Here is a 20,441-nt window from a genome sequence, read left to right on the forward strand (position 1 = left end):
CTGTCCGCAGGCGCCCTCGGTGCCTGGATCAGCCCGCTGTTCGCAGGGAGTAAAACCATGCCAGACACCCCCGCCGACCTCATTCTCTACAACGGACGCCTGCACACCGTCGATCGCAAGAAACCCCAGGCCAGTGCCGTCGCAATCAAGGACGGGCGCTTCGTGGTGGTTGGCAGCGACGCCCAGGCCATGGCCCTGCAAGGCCCTGGCACGCAAGTCATCGATTTGCACGGGCGTACGGTGATTCCGGGCCTCAATGACTCGCACCTGCACTTGATCCGGGGCGGACTCAACTACAACCTTGAGCTGCGCTGGGAAGGCGTGCCGTCGCTGGTCGATGCCCTGCGCATGCTCAAGGATCAGGCCGACCGCACACCCACGCCGCAGTGGGTACGGGTGGTCGGTGGCTGGAACGAATTCCAGTTCGCCGAAAAGCGCCTGCCCACGCTCGACGAACTGAACAAGGCCGCGCCCGACACACCGGTGTTCGTCCTGCACTTGTACGACCGTGCGCTGCTCAATCGCGCCGCGCTGAAAGTGGTGGGCTATACCCGCGATACGCCGAACCCGCCGGGCGGTGATATCCAGCGCGATGCCAACGGCGACCCCACCGGTATGTTGATCGCCCGGCCCAACGCCATGATTCTGTATTCAACCCTGGCCAAGGGGCCGAAACTGCCGCTGGAGTATCAGGTCAACTCCACCCGGCAATTCATGCGCGAACTCAATCGCCTGGGTGTCACCAGCGCGATCGACGCCGGCGGTGGCTATCAGAACTACCCGGACGACTATCAGGTCATCCAGCAACTGGCCAAGGATCAGCAACTGACCGTGCGCATCGCCTACAACCTGTTCACCCAGAAACCCAAGGAAGAGCTGACCGATTTCAAGAACTGGACCAGCACCTCGCGCTACGGCCAGGGCGACGATTTCCTGCGGCACAACGGTGCCGGGGAAATGCTGGTGTTCTCGGCGGCGGACTTCGAAGATTTTCTTGAACCGCGCCCGGACCTGCCCGCTTCCATGGAGCAAGACCTGGAACCGGTGGTACGCCACCTGGTGGAACAACGCTGGCCGTTTCGCCTGCATGCCACCTACAACGAATCCATCAGCCGCATGCTCGATGTATTCGAGAAGGTCAACCGCGACGTTCCGTTCGACGGCTTGCCGTGGTTTTTCGACCATGCCGAAACCATCACCCCACAGAACATCGAGCGGGTCAAAGCACTGGGCGGCGGCATCGCCATCCAGGATCGCATGGCCTTCCAGGGTGAGTACTTCGTCGACCGCTATGGCGCCAAGGCTGCCGAGCACACCCCGCCCATTGCACGCATGCTGGCCGAGGGCGTACCGGTAGGCGCGGGCACGGATGCGACGCGGGTGTCGAGCTACAACCCGTGGACTTCGCTGTACTGGCTGGTCAGCGGTCGTACTGTCGGCGGCCTGGCGCTGTATCCACAAGGCTTGAGCCGTGACACCGCGCTGGAGCTATTTACCCACGGCAGCGCCTGGTTTTCGTCCGAGCAAGGCAAGAAGGGCCAGATCAAGGTTGGGCAACTGGCTGACCTGATCGCGCTGTCGGCCGACTATTTCCACATGGAAACCGAAGACATCAAGGGTATCGAATCGGTGCTGACCCTTGTCGATGGCAAGGTTGTCTACGCCAGTAACGAGTTCGAAAAACTCGGCCCCCCGCCCATCCCCGTGGTGCCGGAGTGGTCGCCCGTGGCGAAGGTGCCCGGCCACTGGAAGCCATCGGCACCGCTGACGACTCAGGTTCATCAATGCGTCGGGGCTTGCGCGGTGCATGCGCACAGTCACGAACGGGCGCGTTTATCGAATGCTCCAGTGAGTGACTTTCGCGGGTTCTGGGGGGCGTTTGGCTGTTCGTGCTTCGCGTTTTAAGTTGAAAAGATCGCAGCCTTCGGCAGCTCACAGGGGAACGCGTTCTCTGTAGGAGTTGCCGCAGGCTGCGATCTTTTGATTTAAGGCCCTACAATGCGAACATCTCCCGCACCGGCCGCCCCATGGACATCGATCTCGCCCGCACCTTCCTGGAAATCGTCCGCCACGGCAGCCTTGCCGCGGCCGCCGAGAAACTCCACGTCACCCAGACCGCGATTACCGCGCGGGTACAGAAGCTGGAAAGTCACCTGGGCAGCACGCTGTTCGTGCGCAACCGTGCCGGTGCCCGCCTGACGCCCAATGGCGAGGCTTTCGTGATCTATGCCAATCAACTGGTGGAAACCTGGGAAGCCGCACGCCGGGATTTGCCCTTGCCCGAGGGGTTCCACGACGTGCTGCACATCGGTGGCGAGGTCAGCCTGTGCAACCCGTTGATGCTCAGCTGGGCCGGCGTATTGCGCGACAGGATTCCCGGCCATGCGCTGCGCATGGAAATCCGCGACGGCGAAAACCTGCTGCGCCAACTGGAGCTTGGGGTGCTCGATGCAGCGCTGGTTTATCAGCCCGAATACTGGCCACGCCTGCAAGTCGAACAGATCCTCGAAGAAAAACTCATCCTCGTGCGCCACCCCGAACGCCCCGAACCCTACGTGTACATCGACTGGGGCCAGCACTTCAGGCGCCAGCACGATGCCGCCCTGCCGGAAAGAGCCAAGGCGGCGCTCAGTTTCAATCTTGGCCCGCTGGGTTTGCAGTACATCCTCGAACACGGCGGTAGCGGCTACTTCCGCACGCGGGTGGTCCAGAGCTACCTGGAAAACGGCATGCTCGAGCCCGTGCCCAAGGCCCCGGAGTTCAGCTATCCGACCTACCTGGTGTACTCACGCGACCGCGATTCGGCAGCTCTACAGCGAGCTTTCGATCTGCTGCGCGAGGTGATCAGCAGCGATGACGACTGGTCACAACGCTGGAACCCGCTGAGCTGATTGCGCCCTGACTTTTGCAAATACCCCCCAATCTCCTGTGGAAGCCAGCCTGCTGGCGATGGATGTCAATGATAACGCGCCCTGTCTGGATGATCGCGTTGTCCGGGCGCTCATCGCCAGCAGGCTGGCTCCCACAATGGGATCGTGGACACGCCAGCAAAAATACAGGGGCAGCTACCAACCAAAACCGCGGGATCGACTAATCTGCTGGAGATAACAATAACGACAGGTGATTGCAGTGAGGCAGACCACCGAAGCATTTCGCGCCCGTTACCGTTGTGACATCCATCCCCGCTATAACCCTTGGCTGCATGGCACCTTCGTGCTGATGTTCGGCCTGGTGGCGATCGGTGTTTTCTGGAGCACCGTGCACCAGGTACAGCCCCTTGAATGGCTGGCGGTGCCGGTGTCCCTGTGGTTGTTCAGTTTCATTGTGTACATGGTGCATCGTCACCTTGGCCATCACAAAAAAAACTTCGCGCGGATGTTCTATGCCCGCCATGCCGGCGACCACCACAGCTTTTTCGCCCCCGGCAAAATGACGTATGACAGCGCTCGCGACTGGCGCGTCATCCTGTTCCCGGCCTGGCTGATCGTGTTGCACACGCTGCTGATCGCCCTGCCCCTGTGGTGGCTGCTCAAGCCCTTGGACGTCAACGTCGCCGGGCTGGTGGGCGGCTGCCTGGTCCTGGGGTACCTGATCTATGAAGTGTTCCATGCGTGTGAACACCTGCCGCCGCACAACCGGATTACGCGCCTGCCGTGGATCCGCCAGATGCGTCGCCTGCATGAATTGCATCACCGTCGCGAGATGATGCAGCAACGTAATTTCAACATCGTTTTTCCGTTGATGGATTACCTGTTCGGCACCCTCTACTGGGAGCCGGAACCGGAACCGGCCATCGAGGACCTCAAGAGAACGCCCATGACCCGCATGCAGCATCAGATCGACATCGCCGGTAATCCCGTTGCCGTGCTCGCCTATGCCAGCACGGTGACCCGTTGGCCGCAGTGGCATCCATCGTCCCTGCGGATCAACGGCCCGAAGGGGCCTTTGCATGCTGGCGCGCGGTTCGAGGAGGACATCCGCGCCGGTGGGCGTGACGGGCACTTGAGTTGGGTAGTCGATGAGTATCTGCCTGGACGCCGCTGGATTGCCCGGGCCCATGGCGATAATGGCCTGTCGTTGCTGCTGACTTACGAATGCGCGGCCGAAGGTAATGGCACGCGGTTCGTGCGCACGCTGGAATACCGGTTCAGTGGCCTGGCGATGCGAATGGCCAACCAATTGCTGCTCAAGCGGCGGATCGATCGCGAATCGGCGGCGTCCATGCAAGCGCTTCGCGACACCGCGCAAAAATACCTGGCGCTGTCAGGAGTCCGTGCGTGAGCCGACCGATAAGGTTTCACCATGGGTTACTGCTGCTGATCATCGCTATCGGCGCTTTCCTGCTATTGATGCCGACCAAAGTGCAGCCCGTAGCCTGGAGCCCAGAAGCCGCGCCGTCCCTCAGCAGCGACCCGTACGCGGACAACCAGCGCCTCAAGGGCGTGGTACGCGTCGGCGCCGCGGACATCGACGGCCCCGAAGCGCTGCTCCTGGAAAATAATGCGCTGATCACCGGGTTGCATGATGGCCGGGTCATTCGCACCAGCCTGGACGGCCAGGACACCAAAGTGTTGACCGATACCGGCGGCCGGCCCCTGGGGTTGGCCCGCCACCCCAATGGGTTGCTGGTAATCGCCGACGCCGTCAAAGGCTTGCTGTCACTGGACGCCCAGGGTCGCCTGGTGGCCTTGACCACCAGCGCCGACGGTGTGCCGTTGGGGTTCACCGATGACGTGGTCATCGATAAACCCGGGCACTATGCCTACTTCAGTGATGCCTCCCGCCGGTTCGGCTACGGCGAGGACCTTGATGCAATCATCGAACATGGCGGCGACGGACGCTTGCTGCGATATGACTTCCAGACCGGCAAGACCACAATGCTGCTGGACAAGCTTGAGTTTGCCAATGGCGTCACCCTGGGTCCGGACGATGCCTTCGTGCTGGTCAACGAAACCGGCGCGTATCGCATTACCCGCTACTGGTTGAGCGGATCGAAAGCCGGCACCCATGACCTGTTCATCGACAACCTGCCGGGATTGCCCGACAACCTGGCCTTCAACGGCCGCGACCGTTTCTGGGTGGCGCTGTATACGCCACGCAACGCCTTGCTCGACAAAACTGCACCACACCCATTTGTGCGCAAGATGATCGCCCGGGCAATGACTGTCCTGCCCAAGCCGGTGGAAAAACGCGCCTTTGTGTTGGGCCTTGACCTTGATGGCAAGGTGATCGCCAACCTGCAGGATGGCAGTAGCGGCAATTATTCGCCGATAACCACCGCGCGCGAATACGGGGACTGGTTGTATTTTGGCTCGTTGAGAGCGAAAAACCTGGTGCGATTGCCGCTGAGTACGGCGCTGCAATAAAAGGCTAAACCGGTGGGAGCGAGCCTGCTCGCGAAGACTGCAGCGCATACAACATCGATGTCGACTGTCAGGCCCTCTTCGCGAGCAGGCTCGCTCCCACAGGGTTTGTCGTGAATTTGACTACCGCGGATCGGATTCGCCATCGCGCACCGCATTATCAGTTTCTTCACGCACCCTCTCCCGATCGATGTCGGTGCCGTCATCCTGATCCATGGGGATGGCACCCTCGTTATTCGGTAATTCATCAATGCCCGGTTCATCCTCCGGGTTGATGGCAGTGCGACCGGGGCTCAGGGGTTCGGGATGGGTCGGAATGGGGTCGTAGCCCCCTTGTTCTTCGCTGGGAAATTTTGGATCAGCCATGGGGCACCTCGCCTGTAGCCACGTCATCGGGCTTTGAACATTCGAGGTGCCGGTTGATATCGCCGTTCCAATTATTCAGCCACCGACCGTCGGTGGCTCACCACATGCATCAGGAGGACGACTGGAGCTGTTTGACGATCTTGTCCTTGACCTCCAAACGCTTCGCCTTGAGCCTCGTCACTGCATCATCACTGGATTTGGCTTCCTCTGCCTTTACCACTTCGGCATCCGCCAGCGAGTATTTGTCGATTAGCGAATTCAGTAACGGATCCTTGATGCGTTTCTGCTGGATTTCTTCCTTTGTGCAATGCAAGTCCTGAAAAAGATCGTGGGGCACCGGCATGGAACACCTCCATTGGATAATCGGTAGCAAACGCGACTGATTGCGTTCGCCAACTATCAGAATGGCCTTGGTTGGCCGGTTCTGTCGACCATCTGTCAGACCAGCGGTGCCCGTTCGTCGTCCTGTCGCAAATGCGATAAAACCTTCGCCCCCTCCGCGACCTCCACACTATAACGATCAATTCGATCACCCATGAAAACTGTGTGGAGAAGAACCAATGGAAGGATTTAACCTGCGCCATCTCACCTTGGCCGTCGCCTTGAGCACCAGCATGGGCGCGGCCTTCGCGGCAACCGATAATGACTTTGTCGACAAGGCCGCCGCGGGCGGCATCGCCGAAATCGAAACCAGTCGGTTGGCCCTGGAAAAAAGCCAGTCAGCCGATGTCAAAGCCTTCGCCAATATGATGATCACCGACCATTCCAAGGCCAACGATGAGCTGGCGGCCATCGCGAAAAAGAATGACATTGAAGTGCCGGACAACACGACACTGGTGAAGCAGGCCAAGGAAAAAATCCTCGATATGCGTGACGAGTCTTTTGATTCGGCCTATGCCAATAACCAGGTCAAGGCGCATGAAGACACCATCGAGTTGTTCAAGAAACAAGCCAACACCGTGACCGACGACAGGACCAAAGGCGCAACGGAACTCAAGGGTTTTGCGCAAAAAATGTTGCCGGGGCTGGAAAAACACCTGGATATGGCGAAAAAACTTCAGGCGGCCCATCCAGACAAATAGCCCTGATCAGATAAAAAGACCGCATCGGTCGATGCGGTCTTTTTATTTGCGCCAGGCCTCATCGCCAGCGGTGTCGATGCAAAAAAAAAGATCGCAGGCTGCGCCAGCTCCTACAGTGCATGTATAAGCGAATGAAAATTGCTGTCGAACGCGCACAACTATTTCATTCGCTAAATGTCATTGCTTTTGCGTCGTTCATTTTTTCTGGGAATCGGGCGCAACACTCAAGGAGACACGTTCCATGGCGGCACTGCAAACCAGCACTCTCGATGCGATGAAGAACAATCAGGCACCACTGCTCGCCGAATGGAAAAATAGCCTGGAGGCCAGTGGCGCCACGCGTAACCTCAAAGAGAAAGACCTGCAACAGCAGACAGCGGAATTCCTGCAACTGGTGATTTCGGGTCTGCAAAACGGCAATGACCAGAACATCGCTACAGTCGGCTGGGATGAAATTCGCCAGTTCCTCGACAAGCTCTCCCATAGCCGTGCGCTGCTCGGCCAGGATTCGCACCAGACCGCCAGCTTTATCTTCTCGCTCAAGGGTCCGCTTTTTGCCCTGCTGCAGAATCAGTACCAGGACAGCCCGGCTTTGTTGGCCGAGCAACTCTGGGAAATCTCCGAATTGCTCGACGCTCTAGGCATGCACACCATACGCACGTTCCAGAAGTCCCGCGAAGCCGTGATCAAGCGCCAACAGGAAGAACTGCTGGAGTTGTCGACCCCGGTGGTCAAGCTCTGGGACGGCGTCCTGGCCCTGCCGATGATCGGCACGCTGGACTCGCAACGTACCCAAGTGGTGATGGAATCGCTGCTGCAGCGGATCGTCGACACCGGTTCGGAAATCGCCATCATCGATATCACCGGCGTGCCGACCGTCGACACCCTGGTCGCCCAGCACCTGCTCAAGACCGTCACCGCGATTCGCCTGATGGGGGCCGACTGCATCATCAGCGGCGTTCGCCCACAGATTGCCCAGACCATCGTGCACCTGGGGCTGGACCTGCAAGGTGTGGTGACCAAGGCCAACCTGGCCGATGCCCTGAAACTGGCCCTGACCCGGCTGGGACTCTCCGTCAACAAGGCGGATTGAGCCCATGGAGCGCATTCCGATTCTGCAAATGGGTGGCTTCCTGCTGGTGACCATCCAGGTGGACATGCATGACCAGCTTGCGCTGACGCTGCAAGACGACCTGTCCGAACGCATCAGCAAGACGTCCGCGCGCGGCGTGCTGATCGATATCTCCGCCCTGGACATGGTGGACTCATTCATTGGCCGGATGATCGGGACCATCTCCGGGCTGTCGAAAATCATGGATGCCGAGACCGTGCTGGTCGGCATGCAGCCAGCCGTGGCCATTACCCTGGTGGAGCTTGGACTGACCCTGCCTGGTGTCAGTACCGCGCTGAATGTCGAGCGCGGGATGAAACTGCTTCACGAACGAGTACGCAACCAATGACTGTGCGCAGCAGCGGCACTCATCCGATTCACATCGAGCAGGACGTCGTCCTGGCTCGGCAACTGGCGCGCAAACTCGCCCAGGATTGCGGCATGCGCCTGATCGACCTGACCAAGCTGGTGACCGCGGTCAGCGAGCTGGCGCGCAACACCATGGTGTACGGCGGTGGAGGCGACATGGACTGGCAAATCCTCGATGAAAGCCCGCGTACCGGCCTGCGGCTGGTATTCCGTGACGAGGGGCCGGGAATCCCCGACGTCAAACTGGCAATGACCGATGGCTGGACCTCAGGTTCCGGCCTGGGCCTGGGCCTGACCGGTGCCAAGCGGCTGGTCAATGAATTCGAACTCGATACTGCGCCGGGAAAGGGTACTCGCGTAACGATTACCCGATGGACATGAACATCGGCGGCTCGATGACCCAAGTGCTGGTCATCGAGGACAACAGCCAGATCGGCCACGCACGACGCACCGCACAGAATCTCGCGCAGGAACACGGCTTCGACGCCACGGATGCGGGGCGGGTAGCGCTGGTCGCTACCGAGCTTGCCAGCAACATTCTCAAGCACGCCAGCCGTGGCGAATTGCACTTCAGGGTCATTCCCCGTGCCAGCGGCGCCGGTATCGAGATGCTCGCCATCGACCGCGCACAGGGCTTCGATTTGCACGCCTGCCTGGCCGACGGTTTTTCCACCGGCGGCACCCAGGGCATCGGCTTGGGTACTGTGTCACGGCAGGCTGAAGTGTTCGATGTCTATGCCGATTCACGGGGTGCCGTGCTGCTCACACGGTTGTATCCCCGAACGGACAAGGCCGCGGACCGACGCATCGGTATCAGCCAGCATTCGTTGCACCAGGATCCCGCTTGCGGTGATACCTGGCACCTGGCATTTGACGGACCGCGCATCAGTGCCCTGGTGATCGATGGTTTGGGGCATGGTGAAGAAGCCGAACGCGCCGCCCGTGCTGGCGAGAAAGCCTACGCAATGCTGCCTTTCGACTCACCGTTGCTGGTGCTCCAAGACATTCATTTAGCCATGACCGGCACCCGTGGCGGTGCAGTGGCCATTGCCCAGTTCAACGCCGACAGCGATGCGTTGAAATTCGTCGGCATCGGCAATATCGGCGCCTGCCTGGTCGCACCGGGTCAATCCCGCGGCCTGGCCTCCCATCCCGGCATCGTCGGCGGGCAGTTTCGAAAGGCGCAGCCCTTTGACTATGCTCAGGTGAGCGGACAACTGCTGATCATGTACAGCGATGGCCTGCAGTCGCGCTGGAACCTTGCGGACTACCCCGGCCTGGTGCACCGCCATCCTGCCGTGATTGCCGCCATCCTGCACCGCGATTTCTGTCGTGGACGTGACGATGTCACCGTACTGGTCATAGCCCTGGAGGCAGCCCATGGCTGAAACGCCCATGAGTCAAATCGACGAACAAGCTGCACTGATCGCGCGCTTGCAGGGTGAAGCCGTTGCCCTGCGCGCCGAGCTGGATGAAACCAACCAGGGCGTCCTGGCGCTGTACGCAGAACTCGATACCCAGGCCGAACAGCTGCGCCAGGCCTCGGACCTCAAAAGCCGCTTCCTGTCCTACATGAGCCATGAGTTTCGCACGCCACTGGGATCGATCCTGAGCATCGCCAGCCTGCTGACCGATGAGCTCGACGGGCCCTTGAGCAGCGAGCAGCACAAGCAGGTGGCCTTCGTCAGTAACGCCGCGCGGGAACTGAGCGACATGGTCGATGACCTGCTCGACCTGGCGAAGATCGAAGCCGGGCGCATCACCATTTCACCGGCTTGGTTCGATATGTTGGACCTGTTCGCCGCCCTGCGTGGCATGTTTCGCCCGATTGTCGATACCACCGCCGTGGACCTGATCTTCGAGGAGCCTGTAGGCCTGCCCCGCCTGTACACCGACGACAAGAAGCTCGCGCAGATCCTGCGCAATTTCATTGCCAATTCGTTGAAGTTCACCACCCGTGGAGAGATCAGGGTCTCGGCGCAACTGGAAAACCGCGACTACGTACGTTTCGCCGTCAGCGACAGCGGAATCGGGATCGCTCAGGAGCTGCATGGCGCATTGTTCGAAGACTTCTCGCAAGTCGACTCCCCACTGCAAAAACGCCTGCGTGGCACCGGGCTCGGGTTGTCGCTGTGCAAACGCTTCGCGATGTTGCTGGGCGGCGAAGTCGGGGTACAGAGCACACCCGGTGTGGGTTCGACCTTTTTCGTGATCATCCCGCTGGCCATCGCCATGGAGCCTGCCGATGAAACGTGACCTGCGCTTGCTGATCGTCGATGACAACGTTGCCACGCGCTACGCCTTGCGTCGGCGCCTGGAGCGTCACGGTTATGAAGTGCTGGAGTCCGGCACCGGCAGTGAAGGCCTGGAGTTGATCGCCAGCGTGACGATCGATGCCCTGATCCTCGACGTCAACCTGCCGGACATGAGTGGCTTCGACATCGTGCGCAAACTGCGATCGGAACCTGCCACCGCCCTGCTCCCGGTGATTCATGTGTCCGCGGCGTCGATCCAGACCGGCGATATCATCACCGGCCTCGACGCCGGAGCCGACGCTTACCTGATCCACCCGGTGGACCCGGATGTATTGCTGGCGACCCTGCGCACCTTGCTGCGGGTGCGCGAAACCGAGAATGCCCTGCGTGAAAGCGAGGCACGCTTTCGCGAGATTTTCGTCAACGTGTCGGCCCCCATCGCCGTGCTGGATGCGCAACTCAAGGTCCACGAATGCAACCATGCGTTTGCCCAACTGGTCCAGGACAACCTCGACCCGGATTCCCTGCGCCAGTGTTTCGCCGACGACCAGTGCGCGGTCATCGAGGAACTGCGCTTGCGCCTGGCGTACGGCGAGCGCTGGAAAGGCACCTTGAGCATGCGGGTGCAGGGCGAAATTCGCGAAACCGAGTGGCAGATTTCACCCTATCGCACGCCGGCACTGAGCCTGGTGTTCGTCGAGGATGTCACCGAGCACCGTCACCGTGAACGCTCGCACCTGGCGCGCCTGGACGACGCCACGACGCAACTGGCCAACGAAGTCGCCGAGCGCGCGCGCACCGAAGCCCAACTGTTGCAGGTGCAGAAAATGGACGCGCTGGGCAAGCTGACCGGCGGTATTGCCCACGATTTCAACAACCTGCTCACCGGCATCATCACCAGCCTGGAACTGATCCAGAAACGTGTCGCCGAGTCCCGCACCGACAAGGTGTCTTTCTATGCCGAAGCGGCGTTGAACTCGGCCATGAGTGCCGCCTCCCTGACCCACCGCCTGCTCGCCTTCGCCCGTCAGCAACCACTCGATACCCGGCCCGTGGACATCAACGAGCACATCCGCTCCCTCGAGGAATTGCTGGTACGCACTATTGGCGAACGCATTGCCCTCAAGCTTGAACTGACGAGCAAGCCGGCCATTGCGCTGGTCGATCCGATTCAACTGGAAAGCGCGGTGCTCAATCTGGTGATCAATGCCCGCGATGCCCTGCCCCAGGGTGGCAATATCTGGGTCAACACCTATGCCGCCTATTCCCACGGTGACCCCAACCTGGCCGATGGCGCCTATGTCGCCCTGTCGGTGCGCGACGACGGCACCGGCATCGAACACAACGTCATCGATAAAGTGTTTGACCCATTCTTCACCACCAAGCCCCTGGGCCAGGGCACCGGGCTCGGGTTATCGACCATCTACGGTTTCGCCCGCCAGTCGGGCGGCGATGCGCACATCCGCAGCGTGGCGCGGCGCGGTACCGAAGTCACCATCATGTTGCCGGCCAGCGCCGACCCCAGCGCCGTCACCGTCGAACCCACGGCGACACCCGCCCAGGGTGGCGGAGAGCACGTGCTGATCGTCGAAGACATGCCGTCAGTACGCATGTTCGTTGCCGAAGTGCTGGTGGATGCCGGCTACCGTTGCACCCAGGTGGGCGACATCGAAGGCGCCCTCGAACGCCTGCAGAACGACGAATCCATCGACCTGTTGCTGACCGATGTCGGCCTGCCGCGCATGAGCGGCCGCGAGCTTGCCGATATTGCGCGGGGGTGGCGCGAACATCTGCCGATCCTCTTCATGACCGGCTATGCCGAAACCGCGATCAACCGCCAGGTGTTTCTCGGCGACGGCATGGAAATGCTGATCAAGCCATTCCAGATCAATGAACTGCTGGACAAGGTACGACGCACCCTCGACAGCGCCTGATAGATTCGTCGGAACGCCGCCCGGAGCCGACCCGCTCCCACATTGGAATTGCGAACGCCATAGATCCATTGTGGATGACGGGTGCACCTGGATCCCCTGTGGGAGCGAGCCTGCTCCGGGCGGCGTTCCGACGATTGATCGTTCCCACGCTCTGCGTGGGAATGCCGCCAGGGACGCTCCGCGTTCCGCTGATGACGCATTAATTGAGCCGTGCGCGACGATGATGCGGGGCGTCACAGGAAGCCCTGTGTGAAATTGGTTGTCGGAGTACATATCCATTGCTGCGGTAACGGCCACTTATGGTTTCGCTTTTACAGCGACTCCCTTTTCCAAACGCCGAAAAGGAAGCAAAAGGCTTTGCCCCACCACTCGGTGCCTCGCTTGGGCTCGGCATGCCCTCTCTCCGGCATTGCTCCGTGGGTCGCCGCGAAGGGCCATCCCTGGCCCAGCGCGGCTAAACCGGCGTCCTGCCGGTTTACCCACTGCGCAATGCCTGCGTTCGGCCATCGTGGTTAACGGGGCGCTCGCGATCAACAGCAAAGCGAGGCGGCCTTAAAGCCGACCTGACTTTTACGGGTGTACCTGGATCCCCTGTGGGAGCGAGCCTGCTGGCGATTGATCGTTCCCACGCTCTGCGTGGGAATGCCGCCAGGGACGCTCCGCGTTCCGCTGACGACGCGTTAATTGAGCCGTGCGCAACGGTGATACGGGGCGTCACAGGAAGCCCTGTGTGAAATTTGCTGTCGGAGTACATATCCATTGTCGCCGCGATGGGCAATGCCTGCGTTCGGCCAGCGTGGTTAACGGGGCGCCCCAGATCAACAGCAAAGCGAGGCGGCCTTAAAGCCGACCTGACTTTTACCGGTGTACCTGGATCCCCTGTGGGAGCGAGCCTGCTCGCGAAGAGGCCCGCAAGAACGACATTGGCTCAAGCCTCACCAAGGACCCTGGCAAGAAACGGCGCCGTCCGGCTCTTTCTGCTCTTGGCCACTTTCTGCGGCTCACCCGCCACCACAACCTTGCCACCCTGATCCCCGGCCCCGGGTCCGATATCGATCACCCAGTCACTCTGCGCCACCACGCGCATTTCATGTTCGACGACGATCACCGTGTGCCCCGCCGTCACCAGGTTGTTCAATTGCTCCAACAAGCGATCGACGTCACGTGGGTGCAGGCCAGTGGTCGGTTCGTCGAGCACGTAGAGCGTCGCCCCGCGGGGGTTGCGCTGCAGTTCCGTAGCCAGCTTGATGCGCTGGGCTTCGCCTCCGGACAACTCGGTTGCCGGTTGGCCAAGGCGCAGGTATCCCAGGCCGATATCGCGCAGCACCTCCAGGGAACGACGCACCGCCGCTTGTTCGGCGAACACCTCGACGGCCTGGTCCACGGTCAATTGCAGCACCTGGGCGATGGTCCGGCCCTGCCAGGTGATCGCCAGCGTCTCGGGGTTGTAGCGCGCGCCGTGGCAGGTCGGACAGGGTGCGTAGACGCTGGGCATGAACAATAATTCGACGCTGACAAAACCTTCCCCCTCACAAGTCGGGCAGCGGCCCTTGGCAACGTTGAAGGAAAACTGCCCCGCGTCGTAGCCTGCCGCCTGCGCTTCGGGCGTTGCCGCATAAAGCTTGCGCACATTGTCGAACAGCCCGGTATAGGTCGCGAGGTTGGAGCGCGGTGTGCGGCCAATGGGCTTCTGATCGACCTGCACCAGCCGCTTGATCGACGCCAGCCCCGCCGTGACCTGCCCGCCAACGACGGTCGGTGCATCGTCTTCCAGGCTCAGTTCCTCCAGCGGTTCACTGTCGACGCCGGGGCGCCCGAGTTGCGCGCCGACCAGTTCCAGCAATGCCTGGCTGACCAGGCTGGACTTACCCGAACCCGACACACCGGTCACCGCCGTAAAACAGCCCAACGGAAACTCAACATTGAGGTTGTCCAGGTTGTTACGCGTGATGCCTTCCAGGCGCAGCCAGTCGCTGGCCTTGCGCGCGCGACGGGGTTGGCTGACGTGCTCGGCAAACAGGTAGGCGCGAGTCTGCGAATCCCTCACTTCTGCCAATCCCGCCGGTGCACCGCTGTACAGCACCCGCCCGCCATGCTCGCCCGCCGCCGGGCCAACATCAATCAACCAGTCGGCGCGGCGCATGGTTTCCAGGTCATGCTCGACCACGAACAAGGTATTGCCCGCCGCCTTCAAGCGTTGCAAGGCTTCGAACAGCGCCTCACCATCGGCCGGGTGCAAACCGGCCGAGGGTTCGTCCAGTACGTAGATCACGCCGAACAACTGCGAGCCCAGTTGCGTCGCCAGGCGCAGGCGTTGCAACTCGCCGGACGACAGCGTCGGCGTACTGCGCTCCAGGGCCAGGTAACCGAGTCCCAGGTCGATCAAGGTGCTGACCCGTTCCAGCAAGTCCTGGGCGATGCGTTGCGCGGCGAGGCGTTTTTCCACCGAGAGATTCGGCGTGTGGCGCACATCGGGGGCGTTGGCGTGACCACTGGCGCCGTGGGCTACACGCTGTTCGCGGGCCTGACGGGTCTGCAGGTGAGTCAATACCTCTCCCGCCTCATCGCCCTCTTCGAGGTAATGCCGGGCTGCCACCGGCTTTAGAACTTCGGCGACTTGCAGCAGTGGCATCTGCGACAGCTCACCGATGTCGTAGCCGGCGAAGGTCACCGACAAGGCTTCGTGCTTGAGGCGCTTGCCCTCGCACAGCGGGCAAGGACTGCCGAGCATGAAGCGCGAGACGCGCTTCTTCATCAGCGCACTTTGCGAATGGGTGAAGGTGTGCAGGATATAGCGCCGTGCGCCGGTGAAGGTGCCCTGGTAACTCGGCTCCATCTTGCGCTTGAGGGCGACCCGGGTTTCCTGCGGGGTGAGCCCGGCGTAGACCGGCACCGTCGGGGTTTCTTCGGTGAACAGAATCCAGTCACGCTGCTTTTTCGGCAGGTCGCGCCAGGGCACATCGACGTCGTAGCCCAGGGTCACGAGGATGTCGCGCAGATTCTGGCCTTGCCAGGCCATCGGCCAGGAGGCGACGGCACGCTGGCGTATGGTCAGGCTCGGGTCCGGGACCATCAACGCCTCGGTGACCTCGTACACCCGGCCCAGGCCATGGCATTGCGGACACGCGCCCTGTGGCGTGTTCGGGGAAAAGTCTTCGGCGTAGAGCATCGGCTGGCCCGCCGGGTAACTGCCGGCGCGCGAATACAGCATGCGGATCAGGCTCGACAAAGTCGTCACGCTGCCCACCGAGGAACGCGTGCTCGGCGTGCCCCGTTGTTGCTGCAAGGCCACCGCGGGCGGCAAGCCTTCGATGGAATCGACATCCGGCACGCCCACCTGATCGATCAAGCGTCGCGCATAAGGCGCCACGGATTCGAAATAGCGGCGCTGTGCTTCGGCGTACAACGTCGAAAACGCCAGGGACGACTTTCCTGAACCGGACACCCCGGTGAACACCACCAGGGCATCGCGGGGAATGTCGACATCGACGTTCTTGAGGTTGTGCTCCCGGGCGCCGCGCACCCTGACCATGCCGGAGGGAGGGTTTGGGATGCGCTTGTCGGTCATGGGGTAGCCTTGAGTCAAGAAGGTCGCGATACACATGTAGGAGCTGCCGCAGGCTGCGATCTTTTGACTTTGATTTTTGTAAGCAAGATCAAAAGATCGCAGCCTGCGGCAGCTCCTACAGTGAAGAAATGTTTAGCCGTTGAGTACGGTACGAATCGTCCGGGTCAGCGCTTGCGGCCCATAGGGCTTGCTCAGCAAATGGGTATCCGGGCTCAGCTGATGATTGCGAGAGATAATGTCACGGGTGTGGCCCGAGGTGAACAACACCGCCACCGGGGGATTCTGTACCTTGGCCCATGCCGCCAGATCCGAGCTTTTTATCAGCCCGGGCATGACCACGTCGGTGAAGATCAAGTCCACCGCCGCCCCCTCCAGCAACATCTGCATGGCCGCGTCGGCATTGGCGGCGGTGAGCACCTGATAGCCCTCTTCGCGCAGCAGCTCCACGGTTGAAACGCGCACTGCCTCATTGTCCTCGACCACCAGGATCCGCTCGTTCGCGCCCCGTTGCAGCACATCGGCACTGGGTAGTTCACTGTCCATCGAGCGCAGGTTGCGCGCAAAATACATCTGCACCCGGGTGCCCTGCCCAACGACGCTGGCCATCTCGATATGTCCGCCACTCTGCTTGACGAAACCGAACACCATGCTCAAGCCCAGTCCTGTGCCATGGCCATCGGGCTTGGTGGTGAAAAACGGCTCGAACGCCTGCCCAAGCACTTGCGGCGACATGCCCAGGCCACTGTCCGCAACCGTGACCCGCACGTAGTCACCGGCAACGATGCCCTTGCCCAGGCAGAACCCGCGGTCGAGAGTGATATTCTCGGCGCTGAGTTCAATCGTGCCCTCGCCCTCCATGGCATCACGGGCATTGATCATCAGGTTGAGGATGGCGTTTTCCAGCTGGTTGCGATCGACGAAGACCGACCAGGGGTCAACCGGGGTGCTCATGTGAACATGGATGGTTTCCCCCAGCGCACGCTGCAACAGTTCACCCAGGCCATCGAAAATCTGCTGCGCCGTGCAAACCGCCGGAGACAAGGGCTGGCGCCGGGCAAACGCGAGCAACTGCGAGGACAGTTTTGCGCCGCGCTCAACCGCGGCAATGGACGCATTGACCCGGCGCTGCACGTTGGCATTGTCCGGTTCATGACGGGCGAGCAAGTGCAGATTTCCGGCAATCACTTGCAGCAGATTATTGAAGTCGTGGGCCACGCCGCCGGTCAGGCCGCCGATGGCCTCTAGCTTCTGTGACTGGCGCAGTTGCTCTTCTGCCGCCAGTCGCGCTTCGACTTCGTCGGCCACGCGCTGCTCCAGGTTGCGGGTAAACCTGAGCAAGGACTCTTCCGCGGATTTGCGTTCGTGGATGTCGATCAACACGCCGGGGAAACGAAAGGCCTGGCCCTGCTCATCGAATTCGCAGCAGCCGCTGGCGAGCACCCACAGGTAGCTGCCGTCGGGACGTAGCACCCGGTACTCGGCGTTATACGGCACACCGGTCTGTATCGATTGCCTGACTTGTTCCTCAACCCAACTGCGATCATCGGGATGGATATGGGCTTGTGCGAGGTCCTGGGGCAAATTGTCCAGGCTTTGCCCTGGGGGAAAGGAAAACGTGCGGGCGAAGCGTTCATCGCCGCTGAGGGTATTGGCCTTGAGATCCCAGACGAATGAGCCGAGCAAGGCTCCGGCATTGAGTGCCAGGCGTACCCGCTCGTTGTCGGCGCGGTAGGCATTTTCCGCTGCCTGGCGCAGACGTTCGGAAATCACGAATTCGGTGGTGTCGACCACCATCGCCATAACGCCGGCAGGATGCCCGTCATCATCGGCAACCGGGCTGTAGTAAAGGTCCAGCCAGACGTCTTCGGGCACGCCGTCGCGCAGCAACACCAGCTGTTTGTTACGGTAGGACAAGGTCCCCCCCGCCAGGCAGGTGTCGACCACATGCCGGTTGAAGTCGGCGACTTCCGGCCAACCCAGCTCCACCGCGCAACCCAGCAGGTAGGGATGGCGCCCGCCGGCAAATATCGAATAGGCGTCGTTGTAGATCATGTAGCCGGCCCGGCCCCAGAGCATCACCATCGGCAGCGGCGAGGCGAGCATCAGCTGTACCGCGCTGCACAGGCTCCTGGACCAGTTCTCCAGGCTCCCAAGCTCAGTCCGGCTCCAGTCGAACGCACGAATGCGCCCGGCCATTTCGCCGTTCCAGCCGGCACACCCGTGGTTATCTTCTAGAAACGGCATCGACTCGCTCTGCGCCCCGGTAACTGCACCCGTTTGTTTCGAGCTTCGCGGATGACAATGGTTTCATAGAGGGTAGCTGATTCTCGCGGTCTATCTGGAACGACCGAAATCTGTGGCTGGCAAACCCCTCTGTGGAAGAGAGCCCGGGCGTTCAACCGGGAATACGTTGACTGTGATTCTCGGGCCATCGCAGACATTTTCCAGAAGGTTGAAGGATCAGCGTGAGCTGGTTGAACAGGTGGATATCGGCGTACAAACCGAAGAAGCGATGGAGCATCTCGCCAAACAGGCTGATGTCACCTTCGCCGGAAAAACCGTTGGCATCCAGTGTGACTTCGATGTCGACACCGCGCAGCAGAAAGCCTTTTTCAAAACGCTGCAGGAGGTGGTGCCTGACCTCGACGATGGCCGCCAGGCGCCGCCGGTTCAGTTCGTCGTCCGTCCAGTCATACAACGCCAGTGTGCCACGCAATACTTCAGCATTGTCGAGCATCGGCAGGAAGTTTGAGCCCAGGTGGCTGAGCACTCGCCAGTGGAAGCGGTCGCGGTTCGGCGGGTAACACGGCAATGTGGGTGCGCACAGATTGCGCACCTGCAAACCGATCTTTGAGGTTTGTGCCAGCGTATCGAGCAGTGTGCCTTGCAACGCATTGCGCGGAAGCTGGCCATGGGTGCCGGTCAGGCGCAGCGAAAGGCTTTGGTTCACGTCTAGCCGGTCCTTGTCAAATCCGTCGCCGCCGAGGATCAGCCAGGTGTCATGCAGGCCATTGGTGCCTCGTTTCAAGCGGGTATGGAAATAACGCTCGGGCATCTCATCCCGCAACATGCCGCCCTTGTGGCGGAAACTGCTGAACGGTATGTAGTCCTGGCGGTCGCCATTACTCGACGTAGTGACCTGATCCACCGAATAGATTTCGGTATGACCGTCCTGCAAACGCATGGGGCGAAGCAAGTAGTCGGTTTGTAGCGGCTGCAGTGCCAGCGGGTCGGACTCCAGTGTGAACGCATTGATCACCGGCACCGCATGCAAGCGAATGTGCCCGGTGCTCAGGTTGAACGCTTGCGGCCACGGTTCGCGTAACACCACCTCCAGTTCGAACCATAGATCGCCTGGCTTGATGAGCACAAGCTCCAGTCCACACAGGGTGACGAACATGAACTTCTCGCGGAAGGTGAAATACTCAAGCAACAGCTGATAGCCGCTGAAAGCGCTGTCGCCCTTGGGCCACAATCGATCGTCATCGGCGAACCCCTTGGGCGAAAAATAACCGTCCAGCAGAGTACGACCCGACTGGTCAGGCAGGCGTACATACAAGGCTTGAGCGTTCAGGGTCAGTGCCTGGTGCAGCGCACTGGCCAGCGATGCGTCGGCATTGAGGTACAGCGGCAGGCGACTCAGGTCCATCTCGTTCCAGGTGCTCATCGCTCCGCGGGCGAAGCGCAAGCGCAGCACTGAACGCCCGTCCGGCTCGTGGGCCAGACGCACAGACTCCAGGGCGAGTGGCCGCAGTGTCAGGTCCTGGGTGGTGGTGTATCGGCAACGGGTGCGCTGCACACCGATGGGCTGCGACAGCACTTCAAAACCAGTTTCGATCAACTCGTTGCGCTTCATCTTCCCCAGCTCCGGTGCCAACTCGACTATCGAGAGCGACGGAATGGTGCGCAGGTAATGCGGCCACAACAGACTGACCAGGCCTTCGGTCAGCTCCGGCAGGTCATCGTCAAGCTTTTCGCGCAAGCGTCCCATCAGGAAGGCAAAACCCTCGAACAGGCGTTCCACAGACGGGTCACGAGCGCCCTGCTTGTCCAGATTCAGTTGCGCCGCCCGGTCTGGAAAGGCTTCGGCAAACTCCTTGCCAGCCTCACGCAGATAGCGCATCTCGGCGTCGAAGTAATGCAGTGTCAGATTGTCCTTGCTCATAAAAAGATTCCTGAGTCGCGCTCGCCAAGGCATCGGGCAAACAATTTGTGCATTGTCATTTTTTAAACCTCCCGTTTTGTGCTGCCGCCGCCCCTTCAGCCAGGAAGATCTGCGCCGGCAACTTAAAGCCGCGCAACTTCAGCAACGCCATCGGCCCCGCCCCCAGTTCGGTGCGTAAATACCAGGTCAGGCCAATGCCATCGGGCGCCTTGAGCACCACACGAAAAC

16 protein-coding genes are annotated in these 20,441 nt (G+C 60.9%); 11 read left to right on the top strand and 5 right to left on the bottom strand.

Annotated features, from left to right (window positions below; translation table 11 throughout):
* Positions 1 to 57 precede the first annotated feature (57 nt).
* The 4 genes from AC3WWR_RS24035 to AC3WWR_RS24050 all read left to right on the top strand — a co-directional run bounded on the left by AC3WWR_RS24035 (position 58) and on the right by AC3WWR_RS24050 (position 5,366).
* Positions 58 to 1,905, top strand: a complete 1,848-nt coding sequence (locus AC3WWR_RS24035; RefSeq protein WP_492599131.1) for an amidohydrolase — start codon at positions 58 to 60, stop codon at positions 1,903 to 1,905.
* Positions 1,906 to 2,027: 122 nt separating this feature from the next.
* Positions 2,028 to 2,891, top strand: coding sequence for a LysR family transcriptional regulator (locus AC3WWR_RS24040; RefSeq protein ID WP_020799155.1), 864 nt, complete (start codon positions 2,028 to 2,030; stop codon positions 2,889 to 2,891).
* Positions 2,892 to 3,129: 238 nt separating this feature from the next.
* Entirely contained in the window at positions 3,130 to 4,281 is a 1,152-nt protein-coding gene (locus AC3WWR_RS24045; protein WP_083349226.1) for a sterol desaturase/SRPBCC family protein, read from the top strand.
* On the top strand, positions 4,278 to 5,366 hold the full coding sequence (locus AC3WWR_RS24050; protein ID WP_020799158.1) for an SMP-30/gluconolactonase/LRE family protein: 1,089 nt from the start codon (positions 4,278 to 4,280) through the stop codon (positions 5,364 to 5,366). The genes AC3WWR_RS24045 and AC3WWR_RS24050 overlap by 4 nt, the downstream gene beginning before the upstream one ends.
* A gap of 120 nt (positions 5,367 to 5,486) precedes the next feature.
* Here the strand turns inward: AC3WWR_RS24050 and AC3WWR_RS24055 are convergent, their stop codons facing one another.
* Both AC3WWR_RS24055 and AC3WWR_RS24060 read right to left on the bottom strand, forming a co-directional pair.
* Entirely contained in the window at positions 5,487 to 5,729 is a 243-nt protein-coding gene (locus AC3WWR_RS24055; RefSeq protein WP_492599129.1) for a hypothetical protein, read from the bottom strand.
* 109 nt (positions 5,730 to 5,838) lie between these two features.
* A complete protein-coding gene (locus AC3WWR_RS24060; protein WP_492599130.1) occupies positions 5,839 to 6,072 on the bottom strand; it encodes a DUF465 domain-containing protein in 234 nt (77 codons plus the stop codon).
* Positions 6,073 to 6,289: 217 nt separating this feature from the next.
* Here AC3WWR_RS24060 and AC3WWR_RS24065 point away from each other — a divergent pair, with 217 nt between their 5' ends.
* From AC3WWR_RS24065 to AC3WWR_RS24095, 7 genes are all read left to right on the top strand, one after another.
* Complete coding sequence (locus AC3WWR_RS24065; protein WP_454866037.1) at positions 6,290 to 6,811, top strand: DUF4142 domain-containing protein; 522 nt, start codon at positions 6,290 to 6,292, stop codon at positions 6,809 to 6,811.
* Between the two features lie 241 nt (positions 6,812 to 7,052).
* Positions 7,053 to 7,904, top strand: coding sequence for an STAS domain-containing protein (locus AC3WWR_RS24070; RefSeq protein ID WP_454866038.1), 852 nt, complete (start codon positions 7,053 to 7,055; stop codon positions 7,902 to 7,904).
* A gap of 4 nt (positions 7,905 to 7,908) precedes the next feature.
* Positions 7,909 to 8,271, top strand: coding sequence for an STAS domain-containing protein (locus AC3WWR_RS24075; protein WP_033040507.1), 363 nt, complete (start codon positions 7,909 to 7,911; stop codon positions 8,269 to 8,271).
* Positions 8,268 to 8,672 (top strand): anti-sigma regulatory factor, encoded by a 405-nt coding sequence (locus AC3WWR_RS24080; protein ID WP_033040509.1) that lies wholly within the window; start codon positions 8,268 to 8,270, stop codon positions 8,670 to 8,672. The genes AC3WWR_RS24075 and AC3WWR_RS24080 overlap by 4 nt, the downstream gene beginning before the upstream one ends.
* Positions 8,669 to 9,679 (top strand): ATP-binding protein, encoded by a 1,011-nt coding sequence (locus tag AC3WWR_RS24085; protein ID WP_492599132.1) that lies wholly within the window; start codon positions 8,669 to 8,671, stop codon positions 9,677 to 9,679. Before AC3WWR_RS24080 ends, AC3WWR_RS24085 begins: the two co-directional genes overlap by 4 nt.
* Positions 9,672 to 10,547, top strand: coding sequence for a sensor histidine kinase (locus AC3WWR_RS24090; protein WP_033040511.1), 876 nt, complete (start codon positions 9,672 to 9,674; stop codon positions 10,545 to 10,547). Before AC3WWR_RS24085 ends, AC3WWR_RS24090 begins: the two co-directional genes overlap by 8 nt.
* Positions 10,537 to 12,480: a response regulator gene (locus AC3WWR_RS24095; RefSeq protein ID WP_033040514.1), complete on the top strand. Its 1,944-nt coding sequence runs from the start codon at positions 10,537 to 10,539 to the stop codon at positions 12,478 to 12,480. The genes AC3WWR_RS24090 and AC3WWR_RS24095 overlap by 11 nt, the downstream gene beginning before the upstream one ends.
* A gap of 928 nt (positions 12,481 to 13,408) precedes the next feature.
* Here AC3WWR_RS24095 and AC3WWR_RS24100 read toward each other — a convergent pair.
* From AC3WWR_RS24100 to tssF, 3 genes are all read right to left on the bottom strand, one after another.
* Positions 13,409 to 16,048, bottom strand: coding sequence for an excinuclease ABC subunit UvrA (locus tag AC3WWR_RS24100; protein ID WP_083349229.1), 2,640 nt, complete (start codon positions 16,046 to 16,048; stop codon positions 13,409 to 13,411).
* Positions 16,049 to 16,180: 132 nt separating this feature from the next.
* Positions 16,181 to 18,292: a hybrid sensor histidine kinase/response regulator gene (locus tag AC3WWR_RS24105; RefSeq protein WP_080725303.1), complete on the bottom strand. Its 2,112-nt coding sequence runs from the start codon at positions 18,290 to 18,292 to the stop codon at positions 16,181 to 16,183.
* Between the two features lie 151 nt (positions 18,293 to 18,443).
* Positions 18,444 to 20,213: a type VI secretion system baseplate subunit TssF gene (tssF, locus tag AC3WWR_RS24110; protein WP_033041244.1), complete on the bottom strand. Its 1,770-nt coding sequence runs from the start codon at positions 20,211 to 20,213 to the stop codon at positions 18,444 to 18,446.
* Between the last annotated feature and the right edge of the window lie 228 nt (positions 20,214 to 20,441).

It is taken from the genome of Pseudomonas sp. EB271-G4-1 (assembly GCF_058791355.1).